Source organism: Bacillus sp. RC251 (assembly GCF_044908765.1).
In the GTDB taxonomy this organism is placed as follows: Bacteria; Bacillota; Bacilli; order Bacillales; family Bacillaceae_G; genus Bacillus_A; species Bacillus_A wiedmannii.
In genome coordinates this window covers 1,684,810-1,699,559 of sequence record NZ_JBIYDP010000001.1, presented here as the reverse complement: position 1 = coordinate 1,699,559, position 14,750 = coordinate 1,684,810, and the positions used below count along the sequence as shown (strand labels likewise).

Below are 14,750 nucleotides of genomic sequence, written 5' to 3'. Positions count from 1 at the left end.
AAAAAGAATATATAACAGTTAGTAAATATAGAAGGAGTAATCGAAATGAAAATATACATAGAACAATTAAAGAAACACGATGCTAAAGATTTATTTACGTTTGAACTTATGAATAAATCTTTTTTTGAAAGAATGGTACCAAATCGTGGCTCGCAATATTTCGATTTTGAATATTTCCAAAAACTACTAGACGATTTATTAATAGAACAGGCGGATGGAGATTCTTATTTTTATTTAATTCGTAATGAAGAAAAAGAAATTGTAGGACGAATAAATTTAGTAGCTATTGATACAGAAACTCGAAGCAGTTCGCTAGGATATCGAGTCGGAGAAAAGTTTACTAAAAAAGGAGTTGCAACAACAGCTGTAAAATTAGTTTTAGACGTAGCGAAAAGTAATAAAATTAATGAGATTCATGCTAAAACGACTACTAATAATCTCGCATCACAAATCGTATTAGAAAAAAGCGGGTTTTCTTCTTATCAAGACGAAGCAGATACAAATTCTGTAGAATTAAATGGAGAACATGTGAATTTTGTACATTATATATGGAGAAATACTTCGCGCTTATATTAAGGGGGACTTATACATGAATGATTTACGTTATCCAATTGGGCAATTTACATACAAACGTCCTATAACTGAAGAAATGATTGATACATGGATTCAGGAAATTGAAGATTTACCTAATGAACTAGCAAAAGCAATTAAAGATTTAGATCAGAAGCAGTTAGACACACCATATCGAGTTGGTGGATGGACGGTTCGTCAAGTAGTTCATCACGTTGTTGATAGCCATATGAATAGCTACATACGCTTTAAATTAGCACTAACAGAAAAGAATCCTACTATTAAACCATATAAAGAAGAGAAGTGGGCAGAACTGCCTGATTCTAAATTACCAGTAGATGTTTCACTAGTAATGCTAGAATCGTTACATAAAAGATGGGTTAACCTTTTATATTCTCTAGAACTACAAGATCTAGAAAAGACATTTAACCATCCAGATACTGGTGAAACAAAACTTGCTGCTGCAATTGGACTATATGCATGGCATGGACGTCATCATACAGCGCATATAACTTCATTAAGAAATCGACTAAATTGGTAACATGGATATTACTTTAGAGAAGGCGACAGAAAATGATGCTGCAGCTGTATTTCAAATGCAAATAGACTCGTTTAACCCTTTATTAAATAAATATAAAGACTATGAAACAAATCCAGCAAATGAATCTATTGAAAAAACGATTTTAAGGATAAATAATCCCAGCAGTAACTATTATAAAATGATAATAGATTCTAACCTTGTTGGAGCGATATGCATTTCCAAAAAAGAAATACCATATAAATTTTGGATTAGTCCAATGTTCATTCATCCAAACTATCAAGGGAAAGGAATCGCTCAGAAGGTACTTAAATTAATTGAAGAGATGTTTTTAGAAGCACGGAGCTTTGAACTTGCTACAATTTTAGAAGAAGAAAGAAATTGTTTTCTATATGAAAAAATGGGGTATAAAAGAACAGAAGTAATAAAGAAATTAAATGATAAAACTACACTTATTTATTACAAAAAAGAAAGGTAAAGTATTTGAAATACGCTTTACCTTTTTCTGTTATTTGAGATTAAATATACAAAAATTATGCATGTTCTTCCAAAATACTCGGGTTAGTAATTTTATAACTGAATAAATATACAAAAAGAATTATTTCGTCGTATATGTTACTAACGCTTTTTGAATGCTTAAAACACTATCGTCACCTTTAAATTCTTTCGTAATTGGTGTACTCAAACTAGATACCCAAATTTTAAGCTCAGCGTCTAAATCAAAATGCCCAGCTGTTTCAATGCTAAATTGTGTAATGCTTTTATAAGGAATAGAATGATACTCTGTTTTTTTACCTGATATCCCTTGTTTATCTACTAAAATAAGACGACGATTTGTAAATACGATTAAATCACGAATTAATTTATAAGCATGTTCAACTTTCTCATCGTCTAACATAATCTTCTCTAAATCACGTTCTACACTTTCTGTACTCGCATTTGATGCATTTCCTAAAATACCGCTAAATAAACCCATAGGAAATTCCTCCTCCATTATTTGTGGAATGTGTTACTTATATTGTACCATGCAACTCGGTGTGAAGTTATGATATTACATTAGCAGTTTCTGGCTATTGTCGTAACCCTTTTATATAATCTCATCTTAATATCTTATGCTAATATATAAGTAAGAAAAAAGAAGCAGAGGGATATACTATGAAAAATATCGGTTTAGTATTAGAAGGTGGAGGAATGAAAGGTTTATATACTGCAGGCGTACTCGAATATTTTATGGAAAAGAACTTATACTTTCCTTATGTAGTTGGCGTATCCGCTGGTGCATGTATGGGCGTAACTTATTTATCACGTCAAAAAGGAAGGAATAAAAAAGTAAATACAGAGTTAGTATCAGATCACCGTTATATATCTTATCGAAATTTGATTCGAAAACGTGAGTTATTTGGAATGGATTTTCTATTTGATGAAGTACCGAATAAAATTGTACCATTTGATTTTCAAACTTTTTTAAACTCAAATGAACAGTTTGTTATAGGAACGACGGATTGTAATTTAGGAAAAGCAGTTTATTACAATAAAATAGAACATGGCAATGATATTTTAAAAATCATTCGTGCATCAAGCTCGGTCCCCTTTATAGCACCTGCTGTAGAATACGATAATCGAAAATTGCTAGATGGAGGGATTATAGATCCTATACCGGTTTTAAAAGCCCAAACTGATGGTTATCAAAAGAACGTCGTGATTATGACAAAGCCAGAAGGATATGAGAAACAGCGGAATAAATTTTCTGGTCTGGCTAAAATTTTATATAGTAAATATCCGAAAATCGCAGAACATTTAGTAGAACATTATCGTTATTATAATGAAACCGTAACTTATATGAATGGCAACGAACAGAAAGATAATTTTTATGTAATTCAGCCTAGCTCACAAATTCCTATAAACGGAATAGAAAGAAATAAAGAAAAGCTAGTTATTTTATATAATCTTGGCTATAAAGATGCTCAATATCATTATGAAAAATTATTAAGTTGGATAGAGAAATAAAGGGGAGGAAAGTTGCTATTAGGTAAAATGGTTATTTTTAATGAATTGCAGAAAATGCATAGTCTGCTGCATAAACCGTTTCCGTATCGTGCTACAGGAAAATTGCAACGAGACTTAAAAAGTAAATTTTCAGATGATGACTGTATAAACGCTGATTTTAATCATTATTGGATGCATACAGCAGGTACTTTAAGTTCTGTACTAAATGGAAACGAACAGAACATTACGTTTCAGCAAATAAAGTGGTTAAGGAAATCGTTTTTTGAACGGTTTACGCAATATCGTTCTATAGAAACAGAAATTGTGAAGTATCCCGTTTTGTATAGAGATTTCATTAATTATGAGAAAGCGCGAAAACTATTACTATATTATTTTACTGAATAAAAATTAAAACGGATAAGTTATGCTGCTTGTGCGTTTTTTGTTCATAAAAAAGACAATATTTATACCTTGCTTATATAGGAATTTTAATGTGCAGAAAGAAGTAGTTATAGAATGAAGTAAGAGAGGAGAGGCATTTAGCGATTGTTTTCCTATAATGGATTGTCCAACTCGAATATCGTTTGTTATTTATGATAAAATATTTCGAGTGAAATCAAGTACTTATTATATCCAGTATTAAATAAGTTAAGCCAGGAGGAACAACAGTAAAATGGAAAACGTATCAAATATAGGTAAATCAGAATCAATAACATCTTTACAATCGACTATTCGTAAACTTGAAAATGCACTATCACAAATGACTCAAAAAGGTGCAAATACTACATTAGTGAAAAAACGACTTAAAGCCGTTTGTGTAGGGTTAGCAGTACTAGAAAACGTTTGGAATCAAGAAAGTCACCAGTATAGTCAAGAAGAGTTAGCAGAAGCTCGTAATGTCCTTGCTGGTTTACTTCCATCAATTGAGAGGGCTTATGATAAGTCTAAAGTTGGTAGTCCGCAAAGAACACTTTTAACAAGACGGATAAAAGCATTGGAACTTTCTATTCAGGCAATTGATAAACTTTCTAATAAATAACTCATTAATAAATAACTGATCTAAATACATATCATCCTAATCCTAATTTTTATAAAAGCAATCTAGTGAAAAGAAATACAAAGGAGGAAGATGGGTGACTTCAGTAATTAGTCCTAAGTTAGAGGAGCTTAATAATCAATTAAAGAATGGAAATGAGACAGCTTTTTATACTTTTTTACATGAAATAAAGTCGAATAATACGCCACTAATAGAACAATGTCCTGTAGATAATAAGTATAAGCTTATAACGTATATATGGTTAGGAGACCAAAAAACTGAAAATGTTTATGTATTCGGTAGTTTTCCTGGTTGGGATCTGTCTGTAAATCAATTAAAAAGGTTGTTACAGACAGATATATGGTATGAAACGTTTAGGACGGATAAGAGTTTTATTTCAACTTACTATTTTTCAGTAAACGATTTTTTCGAAAATGATTGGATAAAGCGTAGTGAACAGTACGAACTAGACCGATTTAATGGAAATACATTTGGAGAAGGTGCTAATAAAGCATCAGTGTTAAGTATAGGGATGGAAGTGCAGTATAGCAGTCGTTTTCCTTCAGATCATTATCCATCCGGAAAAATTGAAACATATTCTTTTCATAGTACGATTTTAAATAACACACGTAAAATTCATATTTATACGCCTCATGACTATTCGCACACTTCACATCTTCAAGATCTTCTCATTGTGTTTGATGGAAATTCATTCATTAATAACCTTTCAATCGCAAAAACACTCAATTATTTAATTCACGCAAAAGAAATCTCATCTTGTATTGCTGTTGCTATAGATCCTGTTGATCGGCTAGAAGAGCTAACTTATAACGATAAAATGAATACATTTTTAACGGAGGAATTACTTTCGTGGATTCACGCTAAGTATCGTGTGCATCAAGAAGCGAAACATACAACAATTGCCGGTTTCAGTCTTGGTGGCTTAGCAGCTTTTTATGCAGCGCTTCAAAATCCACATGTTTTCGGAAACGTGTTGTCAATGTCTGGATCCGTGCATTGGAAAAAGGATGGTTATGAAAATCAAATTCCTTGGATTGAAAATCAAATTTCATCTATAGATCTAAATGTGACTCAACCTCATTTTTATATTGCAGCAGGAGAAATTGAAAACAAACCTCTTTTAACGGCCAATAGATGCCTGTATAAAGCTTTAAAAGAAAAGCGATACCAAATTACTTATGAAGAGTTTCAAGGCGGTCATGACAGTGTTTGGTGGCGAGAAAAGTTATTTGATGGGTTGAAAGCATTGAAATCTACAAAAACACTTCTATAAAATATAAAGGGGAGAGATTCTATGAATCAAGAAGAACTAGATAAAAAACTAAAAAAGCAAGAGATATTAGTAAAAGATGAGAAAGTTTGGTCTTATACGTATGAGGATCATATTAGTTCTATCGTGAAAGAAGCAGAAAAGAAAGGGTCTTTTGATAATTTACCCGGTAAAGGGAAGCCTCTTAATCTTGATAATGATCTTTCTTACAATCCTGAAAAGCAACTTTATAGAACGTTAAAGAATAATCATGTTTTACCTAGGTGGATTGAGCTTTCAAAGGAAATTGATGATTTAAAAGAAAAGCTAAAAGAAAATACAAATACTACAGAAGCAGCGGATTTAATTCGAACTATTAATAAAAAGGTTTTAGAACATAATCTACTTTGTCCACCAAGTGCGCAAAAAACGAGGGTGAAAACGGATTTTTAACAATTTTCAATGAAGCTATCTTTTGCTATATAATTAAGTACGGCATTTTCAATTCATTATTAAAGGGAGGCAAATGTAATGAAGAATACGTATCAGTTTCAAATTCCGAAAGAACTAGAGCAGTATCGTACTATTTTAGAAGAAAGTGTGAAGCCGTATATTAAAGTGTCTGGAGCGAAAGCAGAGACAACGCTTTTTGAGAGTAAGTTTGGTGGTTATCCGTATTTACCTATCGATCAAGAGCATCCTAAAGATTCAAATGGACAACCTATGATGTTACTTGCGCAGCTAAACTTTGAAGAAATGCCCCATGTTGAATATATGCCTCAAAAGGGTATGCTACAGTTTTTCGTAAGTGCTGAAGATGAACTTTACGGAGCAGATTTTGATCATCCAACAATCCAAAAAGACTTTCGAATTATGTATCATTCGACAATTATAGAAGATTTAAATAAGGTAATTACTGATTTTAGTTATTTAAACACTTCAGAATTAGAGGACTTTATCATTCCTGAAGCAGCGAAATTAAAGTTTGAATTAGGTTATCAACCAGTAACATCAAGGGATTATCGATTTGAAAAGATGTTTAGTGAGGAAATTGATTGGGAAGAAATTGTTGATGAAGAAAATCATACTGAATTAGGCGAACTGTATGGTGATTTATGTAAAGATCAAGGACATAAAATTGGTGGTTATCCATTTTTCACACAGACAGATCCAAGGGAATGGGAAGAAAAATACCAGCAACATGACATGTTATTGTTGCAAATTGATACAGATGATTCATTAAATATTATGTGGGGAGATTCTGGTGTTGCTAATTTCTTTATAAAGAAAGATGATTTAATAAATCTAGATTTTTCCAATGTTATTTACAATTGGGATTGTTATTAAAAATATATAAATGAAATTCTAGCAATCTAAAAAATCTTCCTAAAGGTGAGGGAGATTTTTTTATGTTAAAAATAAACGTTATGTTAACTAGAATAAAAAGCGATGAGTGTAATGAAAGTCAAGCGTAAATAACAGCAAATCATACAAAGTTATAAAACGCGTGCAAATAGCAATAAATTCATTAAGTAAAACATAAAATAAAATTACTAATTTATATTTTGTATAGAAATAATTTTTCTGTATAAAAATTTCTTGCCGATCAAAAACATTTTTGATTTGATAATTCTTAATGGATTATTGATTTGAATTTGCTGTGATGGATTTATAACAAAAAGAATGATAAAAACTGTAGAAATTCGTTTACATACGATTTTATGTAAATCTCATTAAAAATCTCCGTTTCGTCTCATTAAGTATAGTTTACTTGGTTTTTGATACCTGATATTACTTTGTTTCTATAACTGCCTATAATATATATTATGTTAACTAGTAAAAAGTAATAAACTTATTATAAGTTAGTTTTGGTGGTTAGCCTCCCCTTTTTCTTTTAAATCATTCTGTGTGATGAATTGTTTAGTTATTTGTTTTTTTGTTGTTTTATAAGTTGTTGATGATAATGTCTCCAGATAAAAATTATATTTAAGACAATAAAAAACGCAATTCGTTTTAATTGAACACATTAAACGAATTGCATGGATAAATTATTAATAATAAGTTTTTAAAATTAGTTTGCTACAGCAATTGCTTCGATTTCAATTAATAAGTTATCGTTAATTAACTTTCTAACTTCTACAGCTGAACTTGCTGGTGGATTTTTAGTATCAATGTATTCATCTCGTATATCTCTAACAATGGCCATTTGAGAAATATCTGTTAGGAAAAATGTTAATTTTACTACATCATTAAATTGTAATTCCAAAGTTTCTAATGCACTTTTAATGTTTTCGAATACTTGTCGCGTTTGTGTAGCTAAATCACTAACGCCAACTATTTGACCATCAGTGTTAATCGCTACTTGTCCAGATATGTAAATTGTTCGTTTTGCGTTACTAATTTCGACTACATGCGAGTATCCAAAAGTTGGTGGCATCGTTTCTGGATTGATAAATTTCTTTTGCATGGTGTCTCTCTCCTTTTTTAGTAAATTAATTGTAAAATCTATGTATTTATTATGTTCCATAAATAAAACTAAGAATCCTTTAATGATTTCAAATTAAAAACCTTAGTATAGCTATCTTCATACCTATACTAAGGTTTTCTAGAGTTTTATATTTAGTTATCGCTAGTGGAACTTGTCAAATTAATCTCTTCATACTCTCTTTTAAATTGATTATCATTTTTTAACCAACGTTTAAAAGTCGATTCGCTTATTTCTAAATTTGAACAAGTTTTAGCATTGCATTTATTTTTCACATATTCTTTAAGGAAATTTTGTTTTCTTTGTTTAACGGCAGTTTGAGTTTGTTTTAGTTTTCGATCTTGTACTTGGTCTAAACTTAGACTTTCTTTCTGAAACACTTCATATTTTCTATGCAAATAAATATCTTTGTCTTTATAAATCCAATTTGAAAATAGTTGTATTGATTTTCTTCCGGATAAAATGACTCGATAATGTTTGTTTTGATTTAGTAAATCGGCTCGTAAATCGTGATTTTGAAGAATTTGATGTAAAGAGTTCATAAAGTTATATGATCCACCTACGAAACTAACTGTATAAGTTTTATAATTGACGTAACCATCCCCATCAAAATACCCACGAACAAAGTGATGTAAATATTCTTCTGGTACAAAAGGAAATACAATGTTAAAAGATTTACATGGCTTAATTCCGTGAATGTTCATTAAATCGTCTTTTATTGTTTTGCTATTTATGTTTAGCATATATACGCCTGTTTTTTTGTTTTGATATAGTGGCTGGTTGGTGTTTAGTTCTTGTTTTATATCTTCTAAAATGGAATTTTCTTTTTGAGATATACTGACACATTGATTTTCTTTCTGTATAACACCATCTGCTGCTATAAACCCTAATATATAAGCCATGTTATTTGACCACGTTTTAAAATAATCTTCTGTTATGTCATACTTTCTCTTCCAACTCCCTATAGCACGCCTTGGAACGTTATTGTCTGTTAAAACCATACGAATATACCTAGCAGACACATTGGCAAGCGTAGCTATTTCTGAGGTACTCTTTCCTTCTGCATATAGCTGCGTTATTTCAGATTTTGATAGTTTACATTTTGATTTCTTTTTTCTCTCTATTTGCACTTACATCCTCTCCTTCCTACACTTAAATAGAGACTTACTTTCTTCTATAACATACAATGAAACATATGTTCTTTGTTGCATATAAAAATGAATTTACTAAATTAAAACAATTTACATTTACTTCATATTAGTTTCATCTGCTGCTGTTTAATTTACATTTTTTATATAAGAATAATGAATTTGACGAATTTATGAAATGTAATGCATTTAAGATGAAAGGTAATATAATTTCGTTTAAACTACAATTAGCTACAATAACAACATACGTATATTGTTAAACGTAAAAAGGAGAACGAATGAAAAAGAAATATATGAATCAAATTCATACTGATGTAAGTTTTAAACCGAAAGATATTATCGGTTTAATGACTGATTACTTTAAAATGAAAACAAAGCTGCGTCCTGTAAAAAATTTACCTATTGTTTTATCGAATAAAAATAATGAGTCTTTAGAGGGTGTGACATGGTTTGGGCACTCTGCTTCTCTTTTGAAAATTGAAGGTAAAAAATTGTTATTAGACCCGATGTTTGGAGATGCCTCTTCCCCATTTCCTCTGTTTAATAGTAAACGTTATAGTGGTGCTTTTTCTTTAGAACGTGAAGATTTTCAAGAAATTGATGCAATTATCATTTCTCATAATCACTATGACCATTTGAATTACAAGAGTATTATGCTGTTAAAAGATCGTGCAAAGCACTTTTATGTTCCAACTGGAGTTGCGCAATATTTAATGAAATGGGGTGTTTCACCTAGTAAAATTAGTGAGCATAATTGGTGGGACGAAATTGCGTTTGATAATATAAAGTTAGTTTGTGCACCTGCAAGGCATTTCTCTGGACGGAGTATGACAGATAGAGATTGTTCGTTATGGTGTTCATGGCTTATTCTTGGTCGAGATACTAAAGTTTTCTTTAGTGGTGATAGCGGGTATGCTCCTCACTTTAAGGAAATTGGAAATAAATACGGTCCGTTCGATCTTACTTTAATGGAATGCGGGCAATACGATACAAGATGGTCTGCTATTCATATGTTACCTGAAGAAACGGTTCAAGCTCATATTGACGTGAAAGGAGATCTACTTCTTCCGATTCATTGGGGTGCTTTTACATTGGCATTACATGAATGGAGTGATCCAATTGAACGAGTTACGAAAGAAGCAAAGCGTTTAGGAGTTAATATTGCAACTCCACAAATTGGTGAATCTATTACGTTAAAATCTACAGACTATCCTTCATCAGCATGGTGGCGAGAAATTTAATTTTAAATAAAAAAGAGCGAACCTTCTTATAAGTGATTCGCTCTTTTTTCGTATTTAAGTTTATCTCACTATGTTTGCCTTTTTGCTATCTGAAACTCTACTTTGAGGTGAATTCCTTCTTTTTACAATTGAATTACGTTATCTATAGAACTATTCTGCTTAATCAATTCTGCATTCCTATAATCTATTAATTTATGATTAGATAAAACAAAATTGTGCTCTAATATTAATTCATTGTGGAGTAAATCCGGTAAAAATTTAGGTATCATCTCTCCTACGCCGTAATTATAGTCACTTAGAATCCAAGAAATCTCTTTCCAATCTAAAATTCCTTCTGATACTTTTTTGGGAGTGTGATATGTAAATTCATTATGTAGCTCTACTAAATAAACATACATACCACCAGAGTAAGATGAGTCCTCCCACATAATAATGCCTTTAAACTGAATTTGTTCATGCGTAACTTCTATATTAGTCTCTTCTTTTATTTCACGAATCGCATTTTCTAAAGGTGTTTCTCCCTTTTCTATCTTTCCACCTACCCCGTTCCACAATCCTTTTACAGGGTCATATTCTCTATTTAACATAAGTATCTCTTCATTTCTCTTTATAAAACATAAAGTGTGCTTGTACATAATGTGATTCCTTCCCTTGTTATTAATAAGCTCTTACTGGAGATATAAGATGTACTGCAGCAGATGGTGTCCCTGCTTCAATTAATATCGGTCTCATAGAACCGCTGAAGCTTAACGTAACCGTTTCTTCTTTTATCGCCCTTAAAGCATCTATCATAAATCGTCCATCGAAAGATATATTTAATTGTTTTTCACCTTGAATCGCATCTATCTGTTGTGTCTCGGATATTTTTCCAATCTGAGAAGCGTTAGAAGAAATTTTAATTGTGGATTCGTTTATGATTTCTAAGTTGACATTGTTATTTGCCCATTCACTTGCTAATAAGTTTGATCGATCTACACCTTGTAAAATCTTTTTTCTATCTATGTTAATGACTGTTTGAAAATCATTTGGAATTAAACTAGAAATATTAGGATATTTCCCTTCAATTAGTCTTGAATATAATGTAGTAGTGCCGAATGTAAAAATAATGTGACTTTCTGAAAGATAGATATATACGAATTCCAAATTACTACTCATTAATTTTAGCAGTTCACTAATAGTTGCACTTGGTACAATACAACTTGCTTTCACATCTGTAGATATCATTGTTTCGCGTATAGCAAGTCTATGTGAATCAGTTGCTACGCAAATTAATTTATTATGATCTAACTCTAAATGAACACCGGTAAGAACAGGTCTAGATTCATTTTTAGCTACTGCAAAGGCTGTTTGTTTAAACACTTCAATCAATTGTTCTGTTTCCACTTGTATTTTGGTATGACCGTCTATAAGTGGTACATTCGGAAACTCATATGCTGGAAGTCCATTTAAGTTTAATGTAATTTCTTCTGACTGTATCGCAATGATTTGCTCATCCTTACTTTTTATTGATACATCACTTGGCATTTTCTTTATAATTTCAATAAAATATTTTGCAGGTGCAACTATAGTTCCTGCTTTTACTATAGTTGTAATTTGGTCGTCTTCGTTGGAACTAGGGATGAATTTTTCGATGAAAATATTTGAATTACTTGCGATTAAAGTAATTCCAGATTGATCTGCAGTTATTTTTATGCCAGATAATATAGGGATTATAGCTTTCGTAGATATAGCTTTACTTACTTCTGAAAGTGCTTGAGTGAACTGTTTATGATTAACGATAAACTCCATTTTTCCCCCGCCTTACATGAAATGATAATGTTATGAAGATTGATGAACGATTGTTCCGTTAAAAAAGTAAGGTACTGTTTCTTTCCTTTGTAATATATTTAATAAGTGTTCTGGTATACGTAAATGTGGTGCTGCTCTATGTAATTCCATCCAAGTAATCTCTTCAATTTCTTTTGGCCTTGTTATATTTGTCTCCCCGTCAATTATTTCACCTAAAAAATTAAAGAAAATTGCATGGTGTCCTCTCTCTTCGAAAAAAGCTTCGCTAATGTAACAAATGCCGTTTACAGTTATATGGAGTCCGGTTTCTTCTTTCACTTCCCGAATTACTGCCTCTTCTAACGTTTCTCCCAGTTTAACTGCGCCACCTGGTAGCGTGTAATATGAACCATTCTTCCCTTTGTTTTTTACCATTAAGATTTTTTCGTTTGTTTTATCGTATAAAAGTGCATATGTAACATTTACTTTTTTCATACGTACCTCCTCTGTTTTTAATAAAGGGAATTTTCTGTCTGTTTATCATTCTATCATTAACTCGGTTTAATAGTAAGTTCCCGAAGTATTAGAATAAAAATTGATTAAATTAATACTAAATGAAAATGCCAGAATAACTCCTCAATTAGTAAAAACCCCGCTCCTATTTTGAGACGAGGTTAAACTTATATAACAAACGGATTCCAAATTAACGTTTCTTTAGATCAATTTTAAAAGTATACATATGAGACCCGTATTTTTTGTTAATAGCCAAAGATTTTTTACTTCCCAATTTCACAAAGTAATTTTATCTCTTTGATTTGTTCTATATGACGCTGTTCATGCAAATAGATTAGTTCTATCCACTGATCAAGAAGTAATTCTCCAAGAGCTGGATGTATCACTGATTTTTTCGTTAATATAGATTCATCTTCTATTGTACTTAGGAAACGCATTAATTCTTTTCTCGATTTGTTTAACAAATCAACCATTTGCTGCACTTCAAATAGTTCTAAACTTGGTTCAATCATTTCTGGAGCTGCAAATTTTATCGCTCTATCTTGTAATATAGAGTGAATTTCTCGACGTTCTTTTAGGGTACTATCAATCTTTTTTAAGCCAGATGAAATAACCTTTATAACCACTTTATCCAATAAAACTAAGTGATGACATACTTGTGCTATACTCCATTTATTCTTATCTGGCTTATTGTTGAATTGCGCATCGTTCAACATCGTAATTTCCTCGAATAGATTTTTTCTTATTTCATAAAAATTGTCATTCACAAATGAATTCATAAGAATTTCCCCCTTTATTTGAATGTCCACATTTAGATTCCTATTTTAAATATATTCGCTATAAAAAATAGTTTCCCATCACTACTATTCTAATCCAATCCAATCTTTTTTGCTTTAGAAGTGCCTCTAAATATGAATTCACTCAAGATTCTCCTTTAAATGCATAATCCAAAAGGATAAATCTGTATTCCAAATACTAACGTTAATTCTATATACACTTTATAAACGTTTTTCTAAATAGTAATGATTATGTCCTTTCGGATGATCTTCACTTACTCCAATCACTTTATATCCATGCTTTTTATAAAACGCAGGTGCCTGAAAGCTAAAAGTATCTAAATTGATTAGCCTGCACTCTTGTTTAATTGCAAATTCTTCAATAAGCTTTAATAACTTGCTTCCGTAGCCTTCGTGTCTATACTCTTCAGAAACCCAAAGGAAATCGACATGTACGTGGTGCCAAAATGTAATTGCAGTTATTCCGCCTACAATTTCTTCCTTTTCATTTCTCACTATAAAACTAATTTTTTCTGAAGGCTTTTTCTCTTCATCCGAAATATGTTTTTGGTTATATTCAATTACTTTTTCTCTTATGTAATCACTATCTTCTTGGACCCATTGTTTTACTATTTTCATTTTAAGTAGCACACTCCTTTTAAAGTATCTATTCAATTTAATAATCGTAATATCCTGTCTAACTTAATAGTCGTAGAGCACTGTTTCATTTCACTAAAATAAAGAAAAGCCGTACTACATTTTATCTGTAGTACGGCTTTATTGTCAGCTCCATTAGCTAATGTAATCGAAGCTACTTTAAATATTGAACCAGAAACATTATCAATGACTTCATTCCTTTTATAAGAACGAAGTGACAATATTCCTTTCACTCCCATATAAATTGGTACGAATCCTAATAATCCGATCCACGAAACAGGAATGAAAAAAGAGCTTAAAGAACCGATGATACTTAGAAAAATAATTACACTAAACCCCAAATATTGTCCAATAACAATATAAAGTTCTTGCACCTTAGTTTTTTCCCGGACAGCTCTACCTTCTTTTTTAATTACTCCTGTCCTTACTTGTGAAAATAATACAAGAAGTATAAAAATGTCATCCATATTTGTTGAAATGAATGCCATAAAAGAAGAAATTATGGTTGTAACCAATATAATCCAACTACCTTTATAAGAAAATAATGGTATATAAATGAATTACATGTCTAATAACAAAGGTGGTTAATGTAGTTTTATAACATGATTTTAGTACCTTTATAAAACAATATGAATATTTTACTAATCTGCTACTTCGTTCGTTGAGAAATAAATCACTTTATTACTTTTCAAATCATTTCATTTTGAATTAAGTAACTCTTTTCTTCCTACACATTTATTAAAAAGGGAAAATCAAATATTTT

General features: G+C 31.0%; 17 protein-coding genes and 2 pseudogenes. 10 read left to right on the top strand and 9 right to left on the bottom strand.

The genetic code is table 11. From position 1 onward, the window contains the following. The first annotated feature begins 45 nt into the window (after positions 1-45). The 3 genes and pseudogenes from ABH961_RS08545 to ABH961_RS08535 form a co-directional block, all read left to right on the top strand. The gene (locus tag ABH961_RS08545) at positions 46-576 is read left to right on the top strand and encodes a GNAT family N-acetyltransferase (protein ID WP_098642422.1); all 531 of its coding nucleotides are present in this window, start codon (positions 46-48) and stop codon (positions 574-576) included. A 13-nt stretch (positions 577-589) separates the two neighbouring features. Beyond that, a complete protein-coding gene (locus ABH961_RS08540) occupies positions 590-1,111 on the top strand; it encodes a YfiT family bacillithiol transferase (protein WP_098077411.1) in 522 nt (173 codons plus the stop codon). Between the two features lies 1 nt (position 1,112). Beyond that, positions 1,113-1,586, top strand: a pseudogene (locus ABH961_RS08535) (GNAT family N-acetyltransferase); the annotation flags it as partial. 120 nt (positions 1,587-1,706) lie between these two features. On the opposite strand, the gene ABH961_RS08530 reads toward ABH961_RS08535, so the two are convergent. After that, the gene (locus ABH961_RS08530; protein ID WP_000522465.1) at positions 1,707-2,084 is read right to left on the bottom strand and encodes a PH domain-containing protein; all 378 of its coding nucleotides are present in this window, start codon (positions 2,082-2,084) and stop codon (positions 1,707-1,709) included. Positions 2,085-2,263: 179 nt separating this feature from the next. Between ABH961_RS08530 and ABH961_RS08525 the strand changes: the two genes are divergently transcribed. From ABH961_RS08525 to ABH961_RS08500, 6 genes are all read left to right on the top strand, one after another. Continuing rightward, a complete protein-coding gene (locus ABH961_RS08525) occupies positions 2,264-3,115 on the top strand; it encodes a patatin-like phospholipase family protein (RefSeq protein WP_404519232.1) in 852 nt (283 codons plus the stop codon). Positions 3,116-3,127: 12 nt separating this feature from the next. After that, entirely contained in the window at positions 3,128-3,499 is a 372-nt protein-coding gene (locus ABH961_RS08520; RefSeq protein WP_098633661.1) for a YxiJ-like family protein, read from the top strand. Between the two features lie 268 nt (positions 3,500-3,767). Next, positions 3,768-4,133: a hypothetical protein gene (locus ABH961_RS08515; protein ID WP_048547218.1), complete on the top strand. Its 366-nt coding sequence runs from the start codon at positions 3,768-3,770 to the stop codon at positions 4,131-4,133. A gap of 94 nt (positions 4,134-4,227) precedes the next feature. Then, the gene (locus ABH961_RS08510; protein WP_404519230.1) at positions 4,228-5,424 is read left to right on the top strand and encodes an alpha/beta hydrolase; all 1,197 of its coding nucleotides are present in this window, start codon (positions 4,228-4,230) and stop codon (positions 5,422-5,424) included. Between the two features lie 21 nt (positions 5,425-5,445). After that, positions 5,446-5,853, top strand: coding sequence for a DnaJ family domain-containing protein (locus tag ABH961_RS08505; protein ID WP_048547215.1), 408 nt, complete (start codon positions 5,446-5,448; stop codon positions 5,851-5,853). Positions 5,854-5,931: 78 nt separating this feature from the next. Continuing rightward, complete coding sequence (locus tag ABH961_RS08500; RefSeq protein ID WP_098642420.1) at positions 5,932-6,747, top strand: YwqG family protein; 816 nt, start codon at positions 5,932-5,934, stop codon at positions 6,745-6,747. Between the two features lie 724 nt (positions 6,748-7,471). Here the strand turns inward: ABH961_RS08500 and ABH961_RS08495 are convergent. Further along, entirely contained in the window at positions 7,472-7,867 is a 396-nt protein-coding gene (locus tag ABH961_RS08495; protein WP_404519228.1) for a RidA family protein, read from the bottom strand. Between the two features lie 152 nt (positions 7,868-8,019). Next, entirely contained in the window at positions 8,020-9,015 is a 996-nt protein-coding gene (locus ABH961_RS08490; protein ID WP_404519227.1) for an LAGLIDADG family homing endonuclease, read from the bottom strand. Positions 9,016-9,311: 296 nt separating this feature from the next. On the opposite strand from ABH961_RS08490, the gene ABH961_RS08485 reads away from it, so the two are divergent. Then, the gene (locus tag ABH961_RS08485) at positions 9,312-10,274 is read left to right on the top strand and encodes an MBL fold metallo-hydrolase (RefSeq protein ID WP_098642418.1); all 963 of its coding nucleotides are present in this window, start codon (positions 9,312-9,314) and stop codon (positions 10,272-10,274) included. Between the two features lie 122 nt (positions 10,275-10,396). Here the strand turns inward: ABH961_RS08485 and ABH961_RS08480 are convergent, their stop codons facing one another. From ABH961_RS08480 to ABH961_RS08455, 6 genes and pseudogenes are all read right to left on the bottom strand, one after another. Further along, entirely contained in the window at positions 10,397-10,909 is a 513-nt protein-coding gene (locus ABH961_RS08480) for an NUDIX hydrolase (protein ID WP_098047648.1), read from the bottom strand. Between the two features lie 22 nt (positions 10,910-10,931). Continuing rightward, complete coding sequence (gene dnaN, locus ABH961_RS08475; RefSeq protein ID WP_404519225.1) at positions 10,932-12,062, bottom strand: DNA polymerase III subunit beta; 1,131 nt, start codon at positions 12,060-12,062, stop codon at positions 10,932-10,934. A gap of 30 nt (positions 12,063-12,092) precedes the next feature. Then, on the bottom strand, positions 12,093-12,536 hold the full coding sequence (locus ABH961_RS08470) for an NUDIX hydrolase (protein WP_000757634.1): 444 nt from the start codon (positions 12,534-12,536) through the stop codon (positions 12,093-12,095). Positions 12,537-12,817: 281 nt separating this feature from the next. Next, positions 12,818-13,333 (bottom strand): DinB family protein, encoded by a 516-nt coding sequence (locus ABH961_RS08465; RefSeq protein ID WP_048547201.1) that lies wholly within the window; start codon positions 13,331-13,333, stop codon positions 12,818-12,820. A gap of 219 nt (positions 13,334-13,552) precedes the next feature. Further along, positions 13,553-13,969 carry a GNAT family N-acetyltransferase gene (locus ABH961_RS08460; protein WP_048547199.1) on the bottom strand — a complete coding sequence of 139 codons (417 nt, stop codon included), beginning with the start codon at positions 13,967-13,969 and terminating at the stop codon, positions 13,553-13,555. 131 nt (positions 13,970-14,100) lie between these two features. Further along, positions 14,101-14,502 (bottom strand): annotated as a pseudogene (locus tag ABH961_RS08455) (cadmium resistance transporter); the annotation flags it as partial. Between the last annotated feature and the right edge of the window lie 248 nt (positions 14,503-14,750).